Here is a 15,717-nt window from a genome sequence, read left to right as displayed (position 1 = left end):
GGGGGTCAGGCGGGGGCGACGGGGTCGCCGAGCGACAGCATCAGCCGGTTCGCCCAGTTGAAGAAGGCGGCACCGTGGACGACGTCGGCGATCGCGAGGTCGTCGAGGCCGGCGTCCCGCAGCCGGCGCACGTGGTCGACGGTCAGCGCCGACGGCGTGCGGGTCAGGGCGACGGCGGCGGCGGCGATCGCGTTCCACCGCTCGCCGAGGTCGGCGTCGACGCCCTCGCGGAGCAGGCGGTCGACGTCGTCGGGGCGACCGGAGTGGTGCGCGGCGAAGCGGGAGTGCACCGACGCGCAGAAGACGCAGCCGTTGAGGCGGGATGCCGCCGTGGCGGCGAGTTCCCGCTCGGCACGCGGCAGGCCGCCGGCGGTGTTGTAGAAGATGTCCTTGTCGACGCGGGTGCGGGCGCCGAGGATCTCCGGATCGCGCACCAGCAGCCGGAAGTAGTCGCTCGACGCCCGGCCGCGATCGACCAGACCCGCGTGATCGCGCTCGTCGAGGTCGGCGAGGGGCTTCGGCTCGAGGTGCGGGGTCCAGCCGACCTGGTCACGCGTGAAGCGATCCGGCACGGCGGGCACGGCGGTCACGGCGGGCACGGCGGTGTCGACGGCCTCGTCGGCCGTGTCGATGGGGGTGTCGATGCTCATGCTGCGGCCTCCTCGGCGATGGTCTGCAGGCCGGTGACGACCCGCTGCTGGAAGGCGAGGAACGCCACCAGCTGCGACAGGGTGACGACGGCGTCGACCGACCAGTCGGCATCCGTCAGCGCGGCCAGCGCCGCGGCATCCGCTTCGCGCGGGCGCAGCACCAGAAGGTGCGCGTGCTCGAGGGCGGCGGTCAGCCTGTCTCCGACGGCCGCGCGCTGCTCCGCGGATGCCCGCCACCGCAGCCCCTCGGTGCTCTCGGCCTGCAGCCCCGGCTCGCGGTACCGGCCGAACGGGCCGGGGGCGATCGCCTGCGCGGCGGCGTCCGCCACGACCTCCGCACGTTCGGGGTCGGCCTGCGCGGCGTGCGCGGCGTAGAACGCGGCGGTGGCGTCGTCGCCGGTGAGGCGCGTGGCGAACGCGGCGATCAGCAGGCGGTCGGCCAGCGGCAGCTCGCTGTCATCGCGCGGGACGAACAGCGCGGCGAAGCTCTCCTGCGCCTGGTCCCGGGTGACGGGGCGCCGCCGGCGCAGTGTGTCGAGCGCGGAGCCGGGCGCGACGCCGGCGAGTTCGTCGATCACGTCGATCGGGAAGGCGGTCATACGGTGCTCCATTCGTGACGGGCGGGGGCGGATGCCGGGGCCGTCCAGCCCAGGGCGGGCGCGACCTCGGTGGCGAACAGTTCGATCGAGCGCAGCACCAGCTCGTGCGGCGCGTCGACGGAGTGCACCTGGAACGCGACCTCGTCGACCTGGCCGAGCACCGGGTCGGCTGCCAGCGACGCCGCGACCTCGTCGGGCGTCCCGATGTGGGTGTCGGTCGCCCGGATGAGCTCATCGAGGTCGCCGTCGGGGATCACCTGCCCGCTGCGGCGCAGTCCCTCGGCGCCGCGGCGCAGCCCCACCTCGGCGTGGCGACGGGCCTCGTCACGGTCGTCGGCGACGAACACGGTGCGCGACGCGGTGATGCGGGGAGGGTGACCGGCGGGCAGCGCCGCGAGGTAGGCGTCGATGATCGGCAGCTGCACCTCGGCGAGCGCGGCATCCAGCCGATCGGCCGGACGCGGCTGGGTGCGCGAGAGCATCAATCCGTGCCCGCTGACGCCGGCGCGCGTGCCGCCGGCAGCGGAGAAGGTGGCCTGCCAGATGCGGCGGGCGAGCGTGCCCGCCGGCGGGTACAGCCGCGCGCCACCGGCGAGGTCGCCGCCGTCGAGGGCCGTCTGGAGCGTCGCCAGCTTGTCATCGAACAGCGCGGCCTTGTCCTTCGCATCGAGGCCGAACGGCGTGAACGACGACGGGGTGCCGCCGCTGCCGAGTCCGATGTCGATGCGGCCCTGCGAGAGCAGGTCGGCGACCACGGCATCCTCGGCGACGCGCACCGGGTCTTCCAGCGGCAGCGTCACCACACCGGTGGCGAGGCGGATCGCCTCGGTGCGCGCGGCGACGTGGGAGAGGAAGACGAAGGGTGACGGCAGGCCGCCTTCCGCGCCGCGGAAGTGGTGCTGCGCCACCCAGGCGCGGCCGATGCCGAACCGCTCCGCCTGCTGGATCTGCTCCAGAGCGAGACGGAATCGTTCGCCGGGGCCGGCGTCGTCGAGCAGACGGGTGAACAGGGCCAGACGCAGGGTCATGCCGGTACTCCTTCTCTGGGCACGGCCGCCGGTGGCGGCGCGGGCTGCCGGATGCCGCCGGGGATGGCGGCCAGCAGCCGTGCGGTGTCTTCGGTCTGCGGATCGGTGAAGATCCGCTCGGTGGTGCCGCTCTCCACGATCCGGCCGGCGCGCAGCACCGAGACGGTGTCGCTGATGCGGCGGACGACGGCCAGGTCGTGCGAGATGAACAGGTAGGTGACGCCCAGGTCCTGCTGCAGTTCGTCGAGCAGCCGCAGGATCTGCGCCTGCACCGTCACGTCCAGCGCCGACACGGCTTCGTCGAGCACGACCACCCGGGGCTCGAGCACCAGGGCGCGGGCGATCGCCACGCGCTGCCGCTGGCCGCCGGAGAGCTCCCGCGGGCGGCGGGCGGCCAGGTCGGGCGGGAGCGCCACGCGCTCGAGCATGTCGGCGACGCGACGCGCGCGCTCGGCGCGGTCGCCGACGCCGTAGTTCCGCAGCGGTTCGGCGACGATCGCACCGACGCTCTGGCGTGGGTCGAGCGAGGCGAAGGGGTTCTGGTACACCATCTGCACGTCGCGGCGGAACGCTGCGGCATCCGCCCGGCGCAGCCGCGCCACCTCGTGCCCGGCGACGACGGCGCTGCCGGCGGTCGGCCGCTGGAAGCCCATCACGATGCGCGCCAGGGTGGTCTTGCCCGAGCCGGATTCCCCCACGATCGCGTGGGTGGTGCCCCGCGCCACCGTGAACGACACGTCGTCCACCGCCCGCAGCGGCTCGCGCCGCCGCCCGCGGGGGAAGTGCTGCGAGAGCCCGGTGACGGTGATCGCCGGCGCTTCGGTCTCCATCCGGGCCTCCGCTGCGCCCACCGCGCCGACCGCGCCGTCCACCCGCTCGCGCGCCGGTCGCACCGCGGTGTCGAACGACGGCGCGTCGGCGAGCAGACGCCGGGTGTACGCGCTCTGCGGATCCTGCAGCACCCGGGCGGTGTCCCCGGCCTCCTGCAGCCGCCCGCCCTGCAGCACCGCGATGCGGTGCGAGCGGTCGGCGGCGACGGCGAGATCATGCGTCACCATGAGCACCGCGGTGCCGTGCTCGCGCCGCAGGTCGTCGATGAGGTCGAGGATCGTCTTCTGCACCGTCACGTCGAGCGCGCTGGTGGCTTCGTCGGCGATGAGCAGCGCCGGCTGCAGCGCGATGGCTGCGGCGATGAGGGCGCGCTGCTTCATCCCTCCCGACAGCTCATGCGGGTACTGCCGCGCCCGCAGGTCGGGCTCGGGGATGCCGACGCGGTCGAGCAGCTCCACGACACGACGGCGGCGGGCCGCTTCGTCCTTCCAGCGGTGCACGCGCAGCACCTCCGCGACACTGTCGCCGATGCGTGCGACCGGGTTGAGTGAACTGTGCGGGTCCTGCGGGATCCAGCCGATGCGGGTGCCGCGCACGCTGCGGAACTGCCGGTCGGTCCATCCCGTGACGTCGAGGTCGCCGAGGGTGACCCGTCCCGCGGTGACGCGCCCGTTGGCGGCGAGGAGGCCGGTCGCCGCCTGCGCCAGCGTCGTCTTGCCCGAGCCGGATTCGCCGACCACGGCCAGCACCTCGCCGGGGCCGAGTGCGACGTCGACGCCCCGCAGCACGGTGACCGCGTCACCGGCCACGTCGTAGGAGACGTCGAGCCCCGACACCTGCAGCACCTCGCGGGCCATCAGCGCCTCCCCCGTTCGGCCGCCGCGGCGCTGAGCCGGTTGGCGCTGAGCACGACGATCACCACGACGAGGCCGGGGAGGGTCGTCAACCACCACGCGGTGGCGATGTAGTTGCGTCCTTCCGCGATCATCAGCCCCCATTCCGGCGTGGGCGGCGGCGCGCCGTACCCGAGGAAGCCCAGCGCCGAGATCGCCAGGATCGCCGCGCCGAAGTTCAGGGCGGCGAGCGCCAGCACAGGGGTGAGTGAGTTCGGGAGGATGTGGCGGCGCAGCACGGTCCAGAATCCGCCGCCGCTGGCGAACGCGGCCTCGACGTAGTCGGTGCCGCGCACCCGCAGCACCTCCGATCGGCTGAGTCGGGCGAAGCTGGCGATCGAGCCGATGCCCACCGCGATCGCGGCCTGCACCGTGCCGAAGCCCAGGATGATGATGAAGCTCAGGGCCAGCAGCAGTCCCGGAATGGCCAGCAGCACGTCGACGACCCGCATGAGCACGTCGTCGACGAACCCGCCCACGGAACCGGCCACCACTCCGAGCAGGGTGCCGCCGACCAGCCCGACGGCGACGGCCACCAGCGCTCCGGAGAGCGTCTGCACGGCGCCGTGCACGACCCGGGCGAACATGTCGCGCCCGGTGGCATCCGTCCCGAAGGGATGCAGCGCGCTGGGCGCCTGCAGCGCCGCGGCGGCGTCGCCCGCGATCGGATCGAGCGGGGTGAAGAGCCCGGGGGCGACCGCCCACGCCACCACGACCGCCAGCACGCCCCACGCCAGGATGACGCCGGGGCGGAGTCGCCGCAGCCGGGCGCGACCGCGGGCGCGGCGCGAGGGCGGGGCCGAGGTGGCGGGGCGGGCGTGGGTGGACGCCGCGTCGTCGACGAGATCACCGAGCGCGGCGAGGGTCTGCGTGCTCATGCGGGGACTCCTTCTCGGGTGCGCGCGGCCAATCGCGGGTCGAGCACCGGGTACAGCAGGTCGACGATGAGGTTCACCACGACGAAGGACGCCGCCGCCAGCACGACGACCGCCAGCAGCACCGGGATGTCCTGCAGCCCCACCGCCTGCTCGGTGATGCGCCCGATGCCGGGGCGGCCGAAGACGGTCTCGGTCAGCACCGCGCCGCCGATGAGGTCGCCCAGCAGCAGCCCGGCCATGGTGAGGGTCGGCAGGATCGCGTTCTTGGCGACGTTGCGGCCGAGGATCCAGGCCGGCGATGCGCCCCGAGCGCGCACGACGGCGACGAACGGCTGCGCCGACACATCGTCGATGCTGCGCACCAGGATCTGCGCGAGCGGCGCCGACAGCGGCACCGCGAGCGTGATCACGGGGAGGATGAGCCCTTCGACCGGACCGGGGGCGATCACCGAGACCCACCCGAGCTGGAAGCTCACCACCTGCACGAGCATGATGCCGAGCCAGAAGGTGGGAATCGAGACGACCAGCGGCGGCAGCGAGCGCAGCACATCGCGCAGCCACCGCAGGCGCGGCAGGCTCGATCCGAACGCGATCAGTCCGGCGAGCAGCACCGCCACGACCAGGGCGATGCCACCCAGGGTGAGGGTGTGCGGCAGCGCCTCGCCCAGCAGCTGCCGCACCGGGGTGCCGGTCTGCAGCGAGTAGCCGAAGTCGCCGGCGAAGAACCCGAGCAGGGTGTGCACGTACTGCACCGGCAGCGGGGTGTCCACGCCGAATCTCTCGCGCACCTCGGCGATCTGCTGGGGCGACAGTCCCAGTTCCGGGTTCTCGTATCTGATCATGATCGCGTCGCCGGGGAGGGCCTGCAGCAGCAGGAACGCCCCCGTGAACGCGGCCAGCAGAACGATGACCGCCTGGCCGGTGCGCCGGGCGAGATAGCGCATCAGTCGTCCAGCCAGATCTCGTAGAAGCTCGGGCGGGCGACGGACTCGAACGTGACGCCGTGCACGCGGTCGGAGGCTCCGTAGACCTGCGGCTCCTCGAACAGCGGCAGCACGTAGGCCTCGTCGGCGAGGTAGCGCTGCGCCTCGGCACTGTCCGCCAGACGCGCCTGCGGGTCCGCCTCGGAGGCCACCGCCTGCAGCAGGTCCTCCAGCTGCGGGTCGCCGATCGAGCCGTCGCCGTAGTCGAGGTTGAGCAGGGCGTTGCGGTTCTGCGAGTGGAACTGGCTCTTGATGACGTCGAGGTCGGCGCGGGCCACCATCGAGTGGTAGATCTGCACCTGGTCCACGTCGCGCACGGCCTCGGCGGCCGAACCGGCGTCCGCCTTCAGGATCTTCAGGTCCACGCCGATCTTCTTCAGCTGCTGACTGATGAGCGTCAGCGCCTCGAACGAGCGCGGCTGCGGGGCGGCTTCGTTCACGACGAGGGTCAGCGGCCGTCCGTTCTTCTGGCGGATGCCGTCGGAGCCCTCCGCCCAGCCCGCCTCGTCGAGCAGCGTGGCGGCGCGCTGCGGGTCGTAGCCGAACGCCTCGTCGGTATCGACGTAGCCCGGCGCGGTGCGGGCGAGGATGGAGGTGGCCAGCGGGTACTTCTCGGTGTAGATCGTGTCCACGACCTCGGCGCGGTCCACCCCCGCGATGATCGCCTGGCGCACGCGGATGTCGGAGAGGATCTCGCCGCGCGGGCGCAGGCTCAGGTGGTTGGTGACGCCGCCGGTCTGCGGTGCGTACACGGTGAAGCCCGCCGCCTCGACCTGCGCCTCGTCCTGCGCCTCGACGTAGCGCACGTAGTCGGCCTGGCCCGAGAGCAGGGCGCCCACGCGCACGCTGTCCTCTGGCGTCACCGTGATCTTCACGGCCTCCAGGTGGGCCCGGCCCTGGTGCGCGCGGTCCGGCGGCGCCCAGTCGTAGTCGTCGCGCGCGGTGAGCGTCAGGGTCGAGCCGATGGTCTCCTCGGTGATGGTGAAGGGGCCGGAGCCGATCACCTCGGCCGAGTTGCCCGGGGCGAACTGCTCGAGGGTGAAGTCGAGGGTCTCCGCAGACAGCAGCCCGGAGTTGTTGGTCGACGTCGCCTGCAGGAACCCCGGCGACGGGGCGGAGAAGTGGAACACGACGGTGTCGTCGTCGATGACCTCGCTGCGCTCGTAGTTGTTGATGGCCTCCGAGACGGTCAGCCCGCGGTCGGGATCGCCCAGTCCATACAGGTCGAAGTTCTTCGCCACGACCGCCGCGTCCAGCGCTGTGCCGTCGGAGAAGGTGACGTCGTCGCGCAGGTTGAAGGTGTATTGGGTGGCGTCGGCGTTCACCTCCCAGTCGGTGGCGATCCACGGCTTCAGCTCGCGCGTCTCGGGGTCCTGCCAGACCAGGCGGTCCAGCACGTTGTTGACGATGCCCCCGTTCGGGTAGAACCCGGCCGACGGCGGGTAGAGCGTCGTGTGCGCCTGGTGCTCGAGGTACACCAGCGTGCCGCCCTCGACCGGCTCACCGGAGGAGGAGCCGCCGGGCCCGGCAGCGGGGGCGGCGCAGGCGGTGAGGGTGATCAGCGCCAGGGCCGCGAGGGTGGCCGCGGCCGGACGGAGCGGAAGATACGAGGACATGGTGTGCCGCTTTCTCTCAGTGCTGTGCAGCCCTGACCGGGAGCCGGCCCGGCGGGTGGGGTCAGCGTAGGCAGGCTCGAGCACCGGCCGTCGCGGCGGGATGCCGAATGTGTCGGCCTGTGTCGCCGGCTGCGCTACCGCGGCGCGGAGGGGGTGGCGACCTGGCCGCCGTATGGCGAAATGTGACGTGTCTCACGACGCGCCCGACGCGGGCGCCCGGGTGGTCTGCACCCGGCTAACCGAGGCCGGCGGCACTGTCAATCCCCTCCCCACCGACAGGAGCCGTGGGCACCCTCGAGGGTGGAGGTTCGACCATGGATTCCGCCGCACGACCCCACAGTCCCCGCCAGCAGATTCGAGGACGGGACGGCATCCTCTCCTCTCGCGCAGCCGAGGCACCGCCGGGCACGGACCCCCGGCGCGCCCGCCCCGGCCACCGCCTCACGCGGGACCGTGTGCGCCCCGCCGCACGATTCGAGTAACGCGATGGACCACTCGACCAGACGCGTCCGGGTGGAGCCGATGGGCCACAACGCATGGCGGCTGCTGGACAAGGCGGCCGACAACGCGGCGCAGGCTCTCCTCGCGTACGTGGAGCTCACCGTCGAAGGGCCGTACGAGGCGGTGTGGGTCGCGGCCCGCACCGGCACCAGCCGTCATGAGACGCTGGAGGAAGTCGTCCGCGTGGCGCACGACCTGTTCTCCCCGCCTGCGGTGTCGCGGCGCACCAAGCCCATCCCCATCGCGCACCATCCCCCGCTGAGTCCGTCGCAACAGTCCGTCAACTGATTAGGCAGCCTCGCCGGATTGGCTGCGTGCGCCACAGCCGATACGGTCGAATCGTGGGAAAACTGGTTTACGGCAGCGGCAACAGGTCCTTCGACATCGAAGACCGCCCTCTTGCGCACCTGCGCGTCGTGTTCATGAACAAGCTTCGCCGAGGCGAGCCGTTCATGTTCCACCATGCCGAGCCCCACGTCAGCTGCAGCATCTGGATCCATCCCGCCGTGCCGATCGTCTTCCAGTTCCACGGCAGCCGTCCGCCGTCGATGAACCGCGAGTGGATCGAGGTGCTCATGCAGGAGGCCAGCAGCGCCAACGGGCTGCGGATGCTTCCCGAGCCTGCTCCAGGAACGGTGACGGCCGACGCGCTCGGCTGATCAGGCGCACTCGCGGTCGACGGCCGCCCGCACCAGCTCGAGGAAGTCGGCGATGTGCCGCGCTTCGTTCTCCGTCAGCTGCTCGGCCATATCGCGGATGTGAGCGGTGAGCGGATCGACGTCCGCCACCTCCGACGTGCGGTCGATGGGCACGACGAACTTGCTGCGGCCGTCGTCGGGGTTGGCCCGGAAGCCGATCAGCCCTCCGGCCCGCAAGCTGTTGAGCATGCCGGTCACCGACGCGGTCGACACTCCGAGGTGCTCGGCGATGGCCGTCGGTGTCACCTGCTGCCCGGCGTCGTCGCACTCCAGGATGTAGCGCATCGCCGCGCGGGCGGTCTCGCTCGGCCCGCAGTCCGTCTGCCGCCGGCGGGCCAGACGTGCCTCGGCCAGCCTCAGCATCTCCACACTCCGTGCGGCGCGCAGCGCGGTCGTCTGCTCGGACATGGTTTCCTCTCTGCAGATCTGCGACGTCGGTTGCCCCAGTGTAGGAGCGCGCCCCTGCAGACACCCTGGGCGGCCGCGCGTGTGGTAGCGCAGCGCGGCCGCCCTGTAAACCCCGCCCGCCGCGGGCAGCGGATCCCTACCGTGGAGGGATGGAAGACCACGAGATGACCGATGAGGAGAAGCGCCGCGATCAGCTCCTGGCCGCACCGGGGGCTGTCGAAGCGGATGCGGCTGCACGCATCGATGTCACCAAGCGCGACGGGGTCACCCGCATCGATGTGCGCGACGACGCCCCCGTGCGCCCCGGCGGCGATGTGCTCGACGACAGCAGGCCCGCAGATCGGCCGTGAGTGGGCATCGCTGTTGCCGATGACGGCGTCCCGCTCAGAACGTGCTACAGTGGGGGAACCCCAGTTCGGGGAAGGTCCGCTGTATCGACGTTCTCCAGAGTTGGAGGGCGTTTCACGGCCGGACCGGCTGCAGATTCGCAGCCTTGTCACCGCGTGCCAGGTCCGCGTCACACCAGACGCCCGGCACACCATCTGAAAGTTTGTTTTTGTCACCTGTTCTCTGCTGCGACACTGTCGTGCAGCGCCCGCTCGATTGGCGTCAGGCCGATGCCGACGTCTTCGTCGCCACCCGTGACGGCGACTACGCCGGGCATGCCGCACGTGCACTCGTCGGCTTCACCGCTCATGGCCCCCAGGGCCAGCACCTCGGCGTCCACGCCACGCTCGAGGACGCGCAGCACGCCGTCCTCGTCCCGCGAAACGGCGCCCCCTCGATCTCCGCGAGTCCCTCGCGGTCCATCCGTCCGCGTCGCATTCGTCGGCTCGGCACCATCGGTCGCACTCGCGGCCCGAAAAGTAGAAGGAAAGACACGATGGCCACTGGCACCGTGAAATGGTTCAACTCCGAAAAGGGCTACGGCTTCATCGCGCCGGATGACGGCTCTGCCGACCTGTTCGCGCACTACAGCGCGATCGCCGGCAACGGCTTCAAGGAACTGCGCGAGACGCAGAAGGTGGAGTACGACGCAGAGCAGGGCCCCAAGGGCATGCAGGCTGCGAACATCCGCGCACTCTGAGTTTCCCACGAAGGCCGGCACGCGACTCGCGTGCCGGCCTTCGTGCATTCCAGACTCCGTATCGCATTCCGCAAGCCGCATAGACGGACGCGTACTGTCGAAGACAGCAGGTGGCACCCGCCGTCAGCCCACGGGCCTCAAGGTCCCCGAGGAAACAGGTGAGGCTATGTCTGCCACTGTTATGGAAGCCACGCTCGGTCCGATCCGTCAGACCTACGCGAGCACCAAGGAATTCCCTCCCATCACGCGCGCGTACACCGATGTGTCCGCCGCGGTGAAGGAGAAGGGGCTGCTCACCCGCACCCCCGGGTTCTACGCCGCCGTCGGAGCCGCGATCCTCGTCGGCTTCGCCGCCTGCATCGTCGCATTCTTCATGCTGGGCGACAGCTGGCTGCAGCTGATCGTCGCTGCCGTCTCCGGCATCCTCTTCACGCAGGTGGCCTTCCTCGCGCACGAGGCCGCCCACCGCCAGATCTTCGCATCCGGCCCCGCCAACGATCGCCTGGCCCGGTTCATCGGCCCCGCCATCGTCGGGATGAGCGTGTCCTGGTGGACGACGAAGCACACGCGTCACCACGCCAACCCGAACCGGGTCGGCAAGGACCCCGACATCGAGATCGACACCATCTCGTTCCTCGACGAGGATGCCGCCTCCGCCCGCGGAATCCGGCGCGCCATCACCAAGCGTCAGGGCTGGCTGTTCTTCCCCCTCCTCACGCTCGAGGGCCTGAACCTGTACGCCATCGCGCTGCGTCACCTTTTCAGCCGCCAGCCGGTCAAGGGCCGCGCCTACGAACTCGTTCTGCTGGCCGTGCGCCACACGGCGGTCTTCGTCCCCATCTTCCTCTTCCTGCCGCTCGGCATGGCGTTCGCGTTCTTCGCCGTGCAGGTCGCCGTCTTCGGCGTGTACATGGGCGCCTCGTTCGCGCCGAACCACAAGGGCATGCCCGTCATCGACAAGGACGCCAAGCTCGACTTCTTCAGCAAGCAGGTGCGCACCTCCCGCAACATCCGCGGCGGATGGTGGGCGACGTGGCTGATGGGTGGGCTCAACTACCAGATCGAGCACCACCTGTTCCCGAACATGCCCCGGCCGCACCTGGCCAAGGCGCGCCCGATCGTCATGGAAGCGTGCCGAGAGCTGAATGTGCCCTACACGGAGACCAGCCTCATCACCTCCTACGCGATCGTGATCGAGTACCTCAACCGGGTCGGACTCGCCGCCCGCGATCCGTTCGACTGCCCCATGGCGACGACCGCGCGCCGCGGACTCGGCCTCCAGGGCTGACACCTCCCCCACTCGAGGGGGTGCGCCGGGGGGCCGGCGGCCGTAGGGTCACGGCCATGAGCGATGTGACGATCTTCGCGCCGTCCCCGACCCTGACCATCACCGTCGAGGACCACCCCTCCGACAACGAGATCCATGTGCATGCCGGCGGGCAGGGCGTCTGGCAGGCCCGCATGCTGCTGCGTCTGGGCCGAAGCGTCACGATGTGCTGCGCGCTGACCGGCGAGACCGGGCGCGTCGTGCACCGCCTCCTGCAGGACGAGGGCATCACCGTCGTGCCCGTGCTGCGTCAGGGCCACGGGTCCGCGTACGTGCACGACCGTCGCGACGGACGGCGCACGATCGTCGCCGAGCACCGCGGCGACCCGATCGGGCGCCACGACCTCGACGAGCTGTACAGCGGCACCCTCGCGGCAGGACTGCAGTCCCGGCTGGTGATCCTCAGCGGTCCGGCGGGCGACGACACCCTGCCGCCGGACACCTACCGCCGACTGGCGGCCGACCTGCGCGCGAGCGGCATCCCGGTGCTGGTGGACCTCGCCGGCCGTCGCCTTGCGGCCGCGGTGGCGGGTGGGGTCGCGGTACTGAAGGTGAGCGACGAGGAACTGCACGCCGACATGCTCATCCGCGACCGCTCGGTGGGTGCCATCCGCGCCGCGATGCGGCGGCTGCACGAGCACGGCGCGTGCACCGTCATCGTCTCCCGCGCCGCCGAGCCGCTGCTGCTGCTGGATGAGCGCGGCTTCCTCGAGGTGGCCTCCCCCCGGATGCAGGTGGTCGACACCGCCGGCGCCGGCGACTCGCTCACGGCCGGGGTCGCAGCGGCCATCGCCGCGGGCGAGACGGCGCGGACGGCGGTGACCCTGGGGGCTGCGGCAGGTGCCCTCAACGTCACACGCCACGGCCTCGGAACAGGGGATGCCGCGGCGATCGCGGCGCTGCGCAGAGCGGTGGTCGTGCGCGACGCCGCCGGCGACGCCGCCCTGCCGGATCAGCCGGTCACGGGGCGGGTGAGCCGCGACGGGCTGGCCGCCCTGGCCGAACCGGAGGAGCGGCGGGCATGACCCGCACGCTCGTCACCAACGATGACGGCATCGACGCGCCCGGCCTTCATGCCCTCGCGGCGGCGGCGCTGTCGGCCGGGCTCGATGTGGTGATCGCGGCTCCGGCGTCGCAGTCCAGCGGCGCGAGCGCGTCGATCATGGCGGAGGACCACGATGGCCGCATCGCCGTGGAGCGCCGGGACATCGGCGGGCTCGAGGAGATCCCGGCGTTCGCGGTGCACGGCGGCCCCGGTCTGATCGCCATGATCGCGACGCACGGCGCGTTCGGCCCGCCCCCGGAGCTCGTGCTGTCGGGGGTGAATCACGGCGCCAACGTGGGGAGGGCGATCCTGCACTCCGGCACGGTGGGAGCCGCTCTGACGGCCGGCCTCAACGGTGCGCGCGCTCTGGCGGTATCGCTCGACGTCGGCATGCGGCCGACCGAGTTCCACTGGGAGGCTGCGGCTCAGGCGGTGCTGCGCCTGCTGCCGGATCTGCTCGCGCGCAGCCCGGGGACCGTCCTCAACGTCAATGCGCCCAACACCGCCGAGCCGCGCGGCGTGCGCGAGGCGAGCCTGGCACCGTTCGGCATCGTCCAGACCACGCTCAGCGAGCGGGAGGAGCATCACATCCGTCTGGCTGTCGAGGACCTGCCGAACGTCCCCGAACCGGGAACGGATGCCGCGCACCTCGCCGAGGGCTGGATCACGGTGACCGGGCTGGATTCGATCACCGCGGTCCCCCTGGGGTGGGACTGACCGGGCTTCAGCGCAGCCCGGCCTCGGCGTCCGCGATCCGCTCCTCGCGCTCCAGCAGGTCGAGCCGCTCGGCCAGACGAGCGATGACGAGGGCGGCGGCGTCGGCCTGCTGATCCGTCAGCCCGTCGATCACCTCGACGATCGCGCTGTGATGCGAGGCGTAGGCCTCGTCGACGAGGCGGAAGGCAGCAGGGGTGGGGACGAGATAGTGCGCACGGCGGTCGCGGGGGTGCTGGACGCGCTCGACGAGACCGCGGCAGACGAGTCGCTCGACGACGTTCGTGATGGTGGCGCTGGAGGTGGAGAGCATCGTCAGCAGGTCCTTGGGGCTGAGATCGCGCTCGTCGCGGGCACCCTGCACGAGATAGCGCAGCGCCGTGAGGTCGAGGCCGGAGAGCGTGGAGCGGGCCGTGGCGCGGCGCTCCTGGCCGCGCTCGGCGCGGCGCAGCCGCAGGATGGCGTCACTGAGTGCACGGCCTGCCTCGCGCTCGGGCGGGTCGGCGTACAGGTGCTCGTTCTCGTGGCGCACGACCGTCTGGGGCATGTCTTCTCCCGCTTCCTACCAGGCTTCGCTTGTGACCGCGTCCCGTGCCTCGGCGAGAGTGCCGAAGCACCCCACCTCGGCGCCGGTGGCGTCGCGGGCACTGAACTCACCCGAGCGCAGTCGTTCGACCGCCCCCAAGTAGCGACCTCCCGTGTTGGCGACCCAGAAACCCGTCTCCACGGGGAACCAGGCGGCGGCCTGGCGTTCCTCGAGAGTGGGCGCTGCGTCGAGCATCACGGTCATGTCGTCTCCTCAGTGTAAAGCGAAAACCGGGATCCGGTCCATCCGATTACACACCATCTGTATTACATACTCAGTGTGATTGACATCGAGTGAAGATCTCCGGTAGAGAAGTAGTCAGCCGACACACGGCGACGCCACGAGCGCACCGCAAGCGAAAGGGACAGAAGTGGGACTTCTCTACTACGGAGCGGACAAGACCCCGGCCGAGATCCCGGACCGGCTCCTCGCGCACGTGAAGGTGGTCACCGCCACCAAGCTGCGGCGCAGCGAGAGTTTCACCCTCTCGTGGCGTCACCCCGACGGCGACGAGCGAGGCCGCACGACCCTGTGGATGCAGCCGTCGATCCCGCTGCGCTTCGTCTTCGAAAGCCCCGAGCCCGAGACTCTCGACCCCGAGCTGCTGCGCGACCTCGCCGCCATGGCCAACTCCTCCGCCGGGCTCTCCCTGGCGTGGGCCGATGAGCCCCTCGCGACCATCGCGCCGGCGGCGCGGCAGCCCCTCGCCGCTTAGAGGGCGACCCGCTCCCCCGCGCGCCAGACGGCGGCCGTCAGCGGGACGCCGGGCCGGTAGGCCAGGTGCGACACGGAGGGCGCGTCGAGCGCCTGGAGATCCGCGCGGCCGCCGACGGCGATCATCCCCACCGCATCGGGGTGGTCCACCAGCGAGAGCGCCACGGCTCCGCCGCGGGTGGCCGACCACACCGCCTCCTCGATGGAGAGGCCCATCTGCAGCACGGCGGTCGCGACGCAGTACGGCATCGACGTCGTGTACGAGGTGCCCGGGTTGGCGTTGGTCGCGATGGCCACCGTGGCTCCGGCATCCCACAGCCGGCGCGCCGGCGCGAGCGGCTGGCGGGTGGAGAGGTCGCATGCGGGCAGCACCGTGGCGACGGTGTCGGACCCGGCCAGCAGATCGATGTCGTGGTCGGTGAGTGCGTTGCAGTGGTCGACGCTGGCAGCCCCCATCTCCACCGCGAGCGCCACGCCCCCGCCGTGACCGAGTTGGTTTCCGTGCACGCGCAGGCCGAGCCCCGCCCGCACTCCGGCCTGCAGCACCTCGCGGGACTGTTCGACGTCGAACGCCCCCCGCTCGCAGAAGACGTCGATGAACTGCACCCACGGGCGCACCGCGTCGAGCATCGGGCCGGTGACGAGATCCAGATAGGTGCGCGGGTCCGCACCTTCGGGCACGATGTGCGCGCCGAGGAACGTGACGACATCGGCCTCGGCTGCCGCGATGCGGGCGCTCTGCGCCTCGGAGGCGACGTCCAGGCCGTACCCGGTCTTCGTCTCCAGCACGGTCGTCCCCTGGCGCAGCGCCTCCAGACGCAGCCGCCGCAGGTTGGCGGCGAGGTCCCCCTCGCTCGCCGCGCGGGTCGCCGTCACCGTCGTCGCGATCCCGCCCGCGGCGTACGCCTGCCCCGCCATCCGCGCCTCGAACTCGGCGGACCGGTCGCCGGCGAACACGAGGTGCGTGTGGGCGTCCACCCAGCCGGGGAGCACGGCGCGGCCACCCAGCGTCACGGCCTCATCGGCGGCGGGTGCATCGGCGGCGCCGCCGATCCACGCGATGCGGTCTCCCTCGATCACCACCGCGGCGTCCTGGAGGCGGGGTTCGCCGGGGGCGTGGGTCGTGAGCTCGCCGATGTCGGTCAGCAGGGTCGCCATA

The 15,717-nt window shown here is 71.6% G+C and carries 20 protein-coding genes; 8 read left to right on the top strand and 12 right to left on the bottom strand.

From position 1 onward, the window contains the following. Positions 1-5: 5 nt before the first annotated feature. From QNO26_RS02180 to QNO26_RS02150, 7 genes are read right to left on the bottom strand one after another with little or no spacing between them, the layout of a single operon-like run. Positions 6-650 (bottom strand): alkylhydroperoxidase domain protein, encoded by a 645-nt coding sequence (locus QNO26_RS02180; protein WP_257526262.1) that lies wholly within the window; start codon positions 648-650, stop codon positions 6-8. Next, positions 647-1,249: a CMD domain protein gene (locus QNO26_RS02175; protein WP_257526263.1), complete on the bottom strand. Its 603-nt coding sequence runs from the start codon at positions 1,247-1,249 to the stop codon at positions 647-649. The genes QNO26_RS02180 and QNO26_RS02175 overlap by 4 nt, the downstream gene beginning before the upstream one ends. After that, a complete protein-coding gene (locus QNO26_RS02170; RefSeq protein WP_257526264.1) occupies positions 1,246-2,277 on the bottom strand; it encodes a putative FMN-dependent luciferase-like monooxygenase in 1,032 nt (343 codons plus the stop codon). Before QNO26_RS02170 ends, QNO26_RS02175 begins: the two co-directional genes overlap by 4 nt. Next, a complete protein-coding gene (locus tag QNO26_RS02165; RefSeq protein WP_257526265.1) occupies positions 2,274-3,965 on the bottom strand; it encodes a dipeptide ABC transporter ATP-binding protein in 1,692 nt (563 codons plus the stop codon). The genes QNO26_RS02170 and QNO26_RS02165 overlap by 4 nt, the downstream gene beginning before the upstream one ends. After that, positions 3,965-4,879 (bottom strand): ABC transporter permease, encoded by a 915-nt coding sequence (locus QNO26_RS02160; RefSeq protein ID WP_257526266.1) that lies wholly within the window; start codon positions 4,877-4,879, stop codon positions 3,965-3,967. Before QNO26_RS02160 ends, QNO26_RS02165 begins: the two co-directional genes overlap by 1 nt. Continuing rightward, positions 4,876-5,823: an ABC transporter permease gene (locus QNO26_RS02155; protein ID WP_257526267.1), complete on the bottom strand. Its 948-nt coding sequence runs from the start codon at positions 5,821-5,823 to the stop codon at positions 4,876-4,878. The genes QNO26_RS02160 and QNO26_RS02155 overlap by 4 nt, the downstream gene beginning before the upstream one ends. Continuing rightward, a complete protein-coding gene (locus QNO26_RS02150; protein ID WP_257526268.1) occupies positions 5,823-7,478 on the bottom strand; it encodes a TIGR04028 family ABC transporter substrate-binding protein in 1,656 nt (551 codons plus the stop codon). The genes QNO26_RS02155 and QNO26_RS02150 overlap by 1 nt, the downstream gene beginning before the upstream one ends. Positions 7,479-7,964: 486 nt before the next feature. On the opposite strand from QNO26_RS02150, the gene QNO26_RS02145 reads away from it, so the two are divergent. Beyond that, positions 7,965-8,267 (top strand): hypothetical protein, encoded by a 303-nt coding sequence (locus tag QNO26_RS02145; RefSeq protein ID WP_257526269.1) that lies wholly within the window; start codon positions 7,965-7,967, stop codon positions 8,265-8,267. A gap of 53 nt (positions 8,268-8,320) precedes the next feature. Continuing rightward, positions 8,321-8,638 (top strand): DUF7882 family protein, encoded by a 318-nt coding sequence (locus QNO26_RS02140; RefSeq protein ID WP_257526270.1) that lies wholly within the window; start codon positions 8,321-8,323, stop codon positions 8,636-8,638. Here QNO26_RS02140 and QNO26_RS02135 read toward each other — a convergent pair whose 3' ends face one another. After that, a complete protein-coding gene (locus QNO26_RS02135) occupies positions 8,639-9,085 on the bottom strand; it encodes a MarR family winged helix-turn-helix transcriptional regulator (RefSeq protein WP_257526271.1) in 447 nt (148 codons plus the stop codon). A 149-nt stretch (positions 9,086-9,234) separates the two neighbouring features. Between QNO26_RS02135 and QNO26_RS02130 the strand changes: the two genes are divergently transcribed. Further along, positions 9,235-9,435 carry a multidrug transporter gene (locus QNO26_RS02130; protein WP_257526272.1) on the top strand — a complete coding sequence of 67 codons (201 nt, stop codon included), beginning with the start codon at positions 9,235-9,237 and terminating at the stop codon, positions 9,433-9,435. Between the two features lie 209 nt (positions 9,436-9,644). On the opposite strand, the gene QNO26_RS02125 is transcribed toward QNO26_RS02130, so the two are convergent. Beyond that, a complete protein-coding gene (locus tag QNO26_RS02125; RefSeq protein WP_257526273.1) occupies positions 9,645-9,836 on the bottom strand; it encodes a hypothetical protein in 192 nt (63 codons plus the stop codon). Positions 9,837-9,968: 132 nt separating this feature from the next. Between QNO26_RS02125 and QNO26_RS02120 the strand changes: the two genes are divergently transcribed. The 4 genes from QNO26_RS02120 to surE all read left to right on the top strand — a co-directional run bounded on the left by QNO26_RS02120 (position 9,969) and on the right by surE (position 13,261). After that, positions 9,969-10,172: a cold-shock protein gene (locus tag QNO26_RS02120; protein ID WP_191718937.1), complete on the top strand. Its 204-nt coding sequence runs from the start codon at positions 9,969-9,971 to the stop codon at positions 10,170-10,172. 166 nt (positions 10,173-10,338) lie between these two features. Next, positions 10,339-11,460 (top strand): fatty acid desaturase family protein, encoded by a 1,122-nt coding sequence (locus tag QNO26_RS02115; protein ID WP_257526274.1) that lies wholly within the window; start codon positions 10,339-10,341, stop codon positions 11,458-11,460. 56 nt (positions 11,461-11,516) lie between these two features. After that, positions 11,517-12,524, top strand: coding sequence for a PfkB family carbohydrate kinase (locus QNO26_RS02110; RefSeq protein WP_257526275.1), 1,008 nt, complete (start codon positions 11,517-11,519; stop codon positions 12,522-12,524). Next, positions 12,521-13,261, top strand: coding sequence for a 5'/3'-nucleotidase SurE (surE, locus tag QNO26_RS02105; RefSeq protein WP_257526276.1), 741 nt, complete (start codon positions 12,521-12,523; stop codon positions 13,259-13,261). Before QNO26_RS02110 ends, surE begins: the two co-directional genes overlap by 4 nt. 7 nt (positions 13,262-13,268) lie before the next feature. On the opposite strand, the gene QNO26_RS02100 is transcribed toward surE, so the two are convergent. Continuing rightward, positions 13,269-13,805, bottom strand: a complete 537-nt coding sequence (locus tag QNO26_RS02100; protein ID WP_257526277.1) for a MarR family winged helix-turn-helix transcriptional regulator — start codon at positions 13,803-13,805, stop codon at positions 13,269-13,271. A 15-nt stretch (positions 13,806-13,820) separates the two neighbouring features. Further along, positions 13,821-14,048: a hypothetical protein gene (locus QNO26_RS02095; RefSeq protein ID WP_257526278.1), complete on the bottom strand. Its 228-nt coding sequence runs from the start codon at positions 14,046-14,048 to the stop codon at positions 13,821-13,823. Between the two features lie 166 nt (positions 14,049-14,214). Between QNO26_RS02095 and QNO26_RS02090 the strand changes: the two genes are divergently transcribed. Continuing rightward, positions 14,215-14,559 carry a DUF7882 family protein gene (locus QNO26_RS02090; RefSeq protein ID WP_257526279.1) on the top strand — a complete coding sequence of 115 codons (345 nt, stop codon included), beginning with the start codon at positions 14,215-14,217 and terminating at the stop codon, positions 14,557-14,559. Here the strand turns inward: QNO26_RS02090 and hutI are convergent. Next, positions 14,556-15,716, bottom strand: a complete 1,161-nt coding sequence (gene hutI, locus QNO26_RS02085; RefSeq protein WP_257526280.1) for an imidazolonepropionase — start codon at positions 15,714-15,716, stop codon at positions 14,556-14,558. The genes QNO26_RS02090 and hutI overlap by 4 nt on opposite strands. Position 15,717 lies beyond the last annotated feature (1 nt).

The organism is Microbacterium sp. zg-Y1090 (assembly GCF_030246945.1).
Classification (GTDB): Bacteria; Actinomycetota; Actinomycetes; order Actinomycetales; family Microbacteriaceae; genus Microbacterium; species Microbacterium wangruii.
The sequence above is the reverse complement of the archived record's forward strand: the minus strand, read 5'-3'. Positions and strand labels throughout refer to the sequence as shown.